Genomic DNA, 5,718 nt, shown 5'->3' on the forward strand with positions numbered 1-5,718 from the left:
TGCCCCCAGTAGCCGGCGGCGCGGCCCCGCGAAGATCCGAAAGAGACGGCCTAGACCCGGCGGCGTGGTGCCGGGCTCCGGAGGGTGGGGGACAGCCCACCCTCGGAGACCGCACGGAACCTCAGAACTTGTTGCGCGGGGTGATCCCCAGGGACAGGCCGGACAGCCCGCGCTGCCGGCCGCCGAGGGCGTCGGCGACCTTGCGCAGCGCCGTCCCGGCCGGCGAGTCCGGGTCGCTGAGCACCACGGGCTTGCCCTCGTCGCCGCCCTCGCGCAGCCGGACGTCGATGGGGATGGTGCCCAGGACCGGCACCTCGGCGCCGGTGGTACGGGTCAGCCCGTCGGCGACCCGCTGCCCGCCGCCGCTGCCGAAGACATCCACCATCTCGTCGCAGTGCGGGCACGGCAGCCCCGACATGTTCTCGACGACGCCGACGATCTTCTGATGGGTCTGGACGGCGATCGACCCGGCGCGCTCGGCGACCTCGGCGGCGGCCTGCTGCGGGGTGGTGACCACCAGGATCTCGGCGTTGGGGACCAGCTGGGCCACGGAGATCGCGATGTCGCCGGTGCCCGGCGGCAGGTCGAGCAGGAGCACGTCGAGGTCGCCCCAGTACACGTCCGCCAGGAACTGCTGGAGCGCGCGGTGCAGCATCGGGCCGCGCCACACCACCGGCGCGTTGCCCGGCGTGAACATCCCGATGGAGATCACCTTCACGCCGTGCGCCGACGGCGGCATGATCATGTTCTCGACCTGGGTGGGCTTGCCGTCCGTGCCCAGCATGCGCGGGACCGAGTGCCCGTAGATGTCGGCGTCGACCACGCCCACCTTCTGGCCGCGCGCCGCGAGCGCCGCCGCCAGGTTCACGGTCACCGAGGACTTGCCGACCCCGCCCTTGCCGGAGGCCACGCAGTAGACACGGGTGAGCGAACCGGGCTGGGCGAACGGCACCTCCCGCTCCGCCTGGCCGCCGCGCAGCGTCGTCGCCAGCTCCTTGCGCTGCGCGTCGCTCATCACGTCCAGCTCGACCCGTACCTCGGACACCCCGGGTACGGCGCGTACCGCCGCCGCCACCTCGGAGTGGATCGTGTCCCGCATGGGACAGCCCTGGACCGTCAGGTAGATGCCGACCGCGACCGAGCCGTCCGGGGCGATCTCCACGGATTTGACCATGCCCAGATCCGTGATCGGCCGGTGGATCTCCGGATCGTTCACCGTGGCGAGCGCGGCCCGAACGGCGCTGTCCGTGGGCTGGGGGGTGTCGGTAGCCATGTCACCGATGGTACGGCTGCCCGGGCGTCCAAGAGCCACTGCCTTGAGGGCCGATGGGCCGGTGCGGGTACGCTGCGCCTCAACTTCCCGACCCCTTCGAGGAAAGGCAGCCGACGTGAGGGCAGCGGTCCCCGGATGGCCCAGGTGTCGCAGGGCCGTGCTGGCGTTCGTCTGCGCGCTGGCGAGCGTGACGCTCACCGCGTGCGGCGGCGGCGAGGAGGACCCCGACGAGGGCACCAACGGGCTGGCGAAGCTGACCGCCGAGGAGATCGAGCAGGAGATGCGCGGCGCCGTCGAGGGCGCCACCGCCGTACGGCTCTCCGGCACGGTGATCACCGAGGGCACGACGTACCGGCTGGACATGCGGATCGGCGAGGAGGGCGGGGTGGGGGAGGTGTCCACGGACGGCTCCACCTTCGAACTGCTGCGGGTCGGAGAGGACCTGTTCATCAAGGCCGACGCCGCGTTCTGGCAGTCGCAGGACGGGGCGGAGGACGAGGACGGTGAGGAGAGCACGGACCCCGACCCGGCGCACAAGCTGGACGGGAAGTACGTGCGGGTGGCGCCCGAGGACCCCGCGTACGAGCAGCTGAGCGGGTTCACCGACCGGAGCGTGCTGCTGGACGGGCTGCTGGCGCTGGAGGGCGAGCGGGCCATCGGGGAGCGCGGCGAGATCGGCGGGGTGCAGACCGTCCGCCTGGAGGCGGGCGAGGGCGTCGGCGGGGCCATGGAGGTCTCGCTGATCGGGACGCCGTACCCGCTGCGGTTCGAGCGCGGCGGCGCGGCGGGGGAGCTGACGCTGACGGACTGGAACAAGGAGTTCACGCTGCACGCGCCGCCGGAGGAGGAGATCCTCGATTACGGCGACGAGATGGTGACCGACGAGGACTGACGACCGGCGGGCGACCCGACGGACGACCGGACGGACGAGGACGGATGAGCATGACCGATGAGCAGCGGGACCTGTCGCTCTTCGACCGGGCCCTGATCGAGGAGAGTGCGAAGAAGTCCGCCCTGGTGTGGGTGCGCGGCCCGCGGGGACCGGCACGCGCGCTGTGGCACGTCTGGCACGAGGGCGCGGTCTGCCTGGTCGGCGGGGACGGGCGCGGAGAGCAGCCGCTGGACGGGCTCGGCCTGGTGGACGGTGGCACGGCGACGGTGACCTGCCGCAGCAAGGACAAGGGCGGCCGGCTGATCGTCTGGCCGGCCCGGGTCACCGAGCCGGCGGCGGGCGGTGAGCTGTGGCAGGCCACCGCCGGGGAACTCAAGGGCAAGCGGCTCAACGCGCCGGACCAGGAGGACCTGCTGGAACGCTGGGCGCGCGAGTGCCGCGTGCTGCGCCTGGAGCCGGCCGGCCCGCCCGGGCAGCGGCCCGGCGCCATGCCGCAGACCAGCGGCGCCGCCGCGCCGCTGCCGACCCCGGCGGCCACCCGGGTGGCCACCCCGAGCGGCCTCCCGGTCCGGCGGGGACGGCGCACGGGATCGCGCTAGCGGTCGGCCTCCGGCCGGGCGTGCCCGGGGCCGGGCCCGGAGCCGGGCGCGCGGTGTGCTGCCGGCGCGCATGGCAGCGCTGACCAGCGCGGGCGCGGCACAACGCGCCGTCCGGGGGCCACGCCCACTGGCCGTACCCCGTGGGCGTGACGCCGGAGGTCCAGGACCCGCCGTACCCCGTGGGCGTGACGCGGGAGGTCCGGGCCCCGCCGTACGGCGCGGGTGTTACGCCGAGAGGCCCAGGGCCGCCATCCGCTTGGTGTGGGCCTCGGTGATCCGGGAGAACATCCGGCCGATCTCCGCCAGGTCGAAGCCGTCGGCCACCCCGCCCACCAGCATCGTGGACAGCGCGTCCCGGTCCGCCACCACCCGCTGGGCCTGCGACAGCGCCTCGCCCATCAGCCGCCGGGCCCACAGGGCGAGCCGGCCGCCGACCCGGGGGTCGGCCTCGATCGCCGCGCGCACCTTCTCCACCGCGAACGACGCGTGCCCGGTGTCGTCCAGCACCCGCAGCACCAGCCCCCGGGTGTCCGCGTCGAGGCGGGAGGCGATCTCGCGGTAGAAGTCGGCGGCGATCGCGTCGCCCACGTACGCCTTGACCAGGCCCTCCAGCCAGTCGGACGGCGCCGTCAGCCGGTGGAACTCGTCCAGCGGCACGACGAACGGCTCCATCGCCGCCACCGGCTCCTCCGCGATGGACACCAGGTGCTCGGAGACCTGCTCGAAGTGCTGGAACTCCGCCGACGCCATCCGGGCCAGAGCGGCCTTGTCCGCCAGGCCCGGTGCCAGCTTGGCGTCCTCGGCGAGCCTTTCGAAGGCCGCGAGCTCGCCGTACGCCAGTGCCCCGAGCAGGTCGATCACGGCCGCCCGGTACCGCGGGTCGGCGGAGGCCGCCGCCCAGTCCCTGTCGGGCGCGGAGGCGTCGGGAACGGCGGGGTGCTCGGGGCTCTGCGGCGTCTGCATGGACCGCACAATAGTCCCCGGTGGACGTCCGGGAAGACCGAGCCCTGACACATATGCGCGGTTCCGGGGTACAGTGCTATAGAGGCCCGCCCGGAGGTGGTGGGGCCTTCTCATGCCGGAGTCCGATGGGCCCAGGACCAGCCCGGGTCCCGTTGACCTCCGAGGATGTCCGGTCGGTTGGCCGATCGGCTCCGACCTGACCAGCCCTCCGCGTGGTGGGTGCGCCCCGCAGCCACCACGGTATGAGGGACCCGCTCGCGCGGTGCGTGCGCTTGAGCGAGACGACCGGGTCCCGCGCCCCGGACGGCCCCAAGGCGGGCCGCCATCGTACCGGCGCGGTACGCAAGACCCGCCTCGCCGCCACGTGCGCCGCGACACACAGAAGAGGCAACCACCCTGTCCGCCACCACCACATTCCGAGATCTCGGGATCCTTCCCGAGACCGCCGAGGCGCTCGAAGCCGTCGGCATCGTCACCCCCTTCCCCATTCAGGAACTCACCCTCCCCGTCGCGCTGGCCGGCACCGATGTGATCGGCCAGGCGAAGACCGGTACCGGCAAGACCCTCGGCTTCGGGCTTCCCCTCCTGGAGAACGTGACCGTCCCCGCGGACGTCGAGGCGGGCCGTGCCCGTCCCGAGGAACTGACCGAGGCCCCGCAGGCGCTCGTGGTCGTCCCCACCCGCGAGCTGTGCCAGCAGGTGACCAACGATCTGCTCACCGCCGGCAAGGTGCGCAACGTGCGCGTCCTGTCGATCTACGGCGGCCGGGCGTACGAACCGCAGGTCGAGGCGCTGGCGCGCGGTGTCGACGTGGTCGTGGGCACGCCGGGCCGGCTGCTCGACCTGGCCGGGCAGCGCAAGCTGCGGCTGTCGCAGATCCGCACCCTGGTACTGGACGAGGCCGACGAGATGCTCGACCTCGGCTTCCTGCCCGACGTCGAGAAGATCATGGAGCAGCTGCCCGCCAAGCGGCAGACGATGCTGTTCTCCGCCACGATGCCGGGCCAGGTCATCGGCCTGGCGCGGCGCTACATGAGCCAGCCCACCCACATCCGGGCCACCGACCCGGACGACGCGGGTGCGACGGTGGCCAACATCACCCAGCACGTGTTCCGGGCCCACTCGATGGACAAGCCGGAGATGGTGGCCCGCATCCTCCAGGCGAACGGGCGCGGGCTCGCGATGGTGTTCTGCCGCACCAAGCGCACCGCCGCCGATGTCGCCGACCAGCTGGCGCGGCGCGGGTTCGCCTCCGGCGCGGTCCACGGCGACCTGGGCCAGGGGGCGCGCGAGCAGGCGCTGCGGGCGTTCCGCAACGGCAAGGTCGATGTGCTGGTGTGCACCGATGTCGCGGCGCGCGGCATCGATGTGGAGGGGGTCACGCACGTGATCAACTACCAGACGCCCGAGGACGAGAAGACCTATCTGCACCGCATCGGGCGCACCGGGCGGGCCGGGAACACCGGTACGGCCGTGACGCTCGTCGACTGGGACGACATCCCGCGCTGGCAGCTGATCAACAAGGCGCTGGACCTCGACTTCCACGACCCGGCCGAGACGTACTCGACCTCGCCGCACCTGTTCGAGGTGCTCGGCATCCCCGAGGGCACCAAGGGGATACTGCCGCGCGCCGAGCGGACCCGTGCGGGGCTCGCCGCCGAAGAGGTCGAGGACCTGGGCGGCCGGGAGAGCAAGCGCTCCGGCGGTGGCCGGGCCAAGCCGGCCGCCGAGGAGGCCGAGCGTCACCGGCCCACCCGCAGCCGGCAGCGGCGCCGTACCCGGGGCGGGGTGACCGTGGCCGCCGACGCACCGGCCGCCGCCACGGCCGCTGTGCCGGAGCAGAGCACGGCGGCACCGGAGGCCGGTCCGGCGGCCGACGCGCCGCGTACCCCGCGCCGCCGGCGGCGCCGCCCCCAAAACAACACCGGCGGCGCCGCAGAAAACAGAACGGAATGCAAACAGTAGAAAAAGGGCATGACCCCACCGGAAAG

General features: G+C 73.3%; 4 protein-coding genes and 1 pseudogene. 3 read left to right on the forward strand and 2 right to left on the reverse strand.

From position 1 onward, the window contains the following. Nucleotides 1-121 precede the first annotated feature (121 nt). Nucleotides 122-1,273, reverse strand: coding sequence for an Mrp/NBP35 family ATP-binding protein (locus ACFV5N_RS19870; RefSeq protein ID WP_385601444.1), 1,152 nt, complete (start codon nucleotides 1,271-1,273; stop codon nucleotides 122-124). 157 nt (nucleotides 1,274-1,430) lie between these two features. On the opposite strand from ACFV5N_RS19870, the gene ACFV5N_RS19875 reads away from it, so the two are divergent. Together ACFV5N_RS19875 and ACFV5N_RS19880 are read left to right on the forward strand one after the other, a co-directional pair. Next, complete coding sequence (locus tag ACFV5N_RS19875) at nucleotides 1,431-2,165, forward strand: hypothetical protein (protein WP_385601446.1); 735 nt, start codon at nucleotides 1,431-1,433, stop codon at nucleotides 2,163-2,165. A gap of 50 nt (nucleotides 2,166-2,215) precedes the next feature. Further along, nucleotides 2,216-2,764: a hypothetical protein gene (locus tag ACFV5N_RS19880; RefSeq protein ID WP_385601449.1), complete on the forward strand. Its 549-nt coding sequence runs from the start codon at nucleotides 2,216-2,218 to the stop codon at nucleotides 2,762-2,764. A gap of 225 nt (nucleotides 2,765-2,989) precedes the next feature. On the opposite strand, the gene ACFV5N_RS19885 is transcribed toward ACFV5N_RS19880, so the two are convergent. Next, nucleotides 2,990-3,736, reverse strand: coding sequence for a ferritin-like fold-containing protein (locus ACFV5N_RS19885; protein ID WP_385601452.1), 747 nt, complete (start codon nucleotides 3,734-3,736; stop codon nucleotides 2,990-2,992). Nucleotides 3,737-4,051: 315 nt separating this feature from the next. Here ACFV5N_RS19885 and ACFV5N_RS19890 point away from each other — a divergent pair. After that, a pseudogene (locus tag ACFV5N_RS19890) lies at nucleotides 4,052-5,665 on the forward strand (DEAD/DEAH box helicase); the annotation flags it as partial. Nucleotides 5,666-5,718: the final 53 nt, after the last annotated feature.

This window comes from Streptomyces sp. NPDC059853 (genome assembly GCF_042731495.1).
GTDB lineage: Bacteria > Actinomycetota > Actinomycetes > Streptomycetales > Streptomycetaceae > Streptomyces.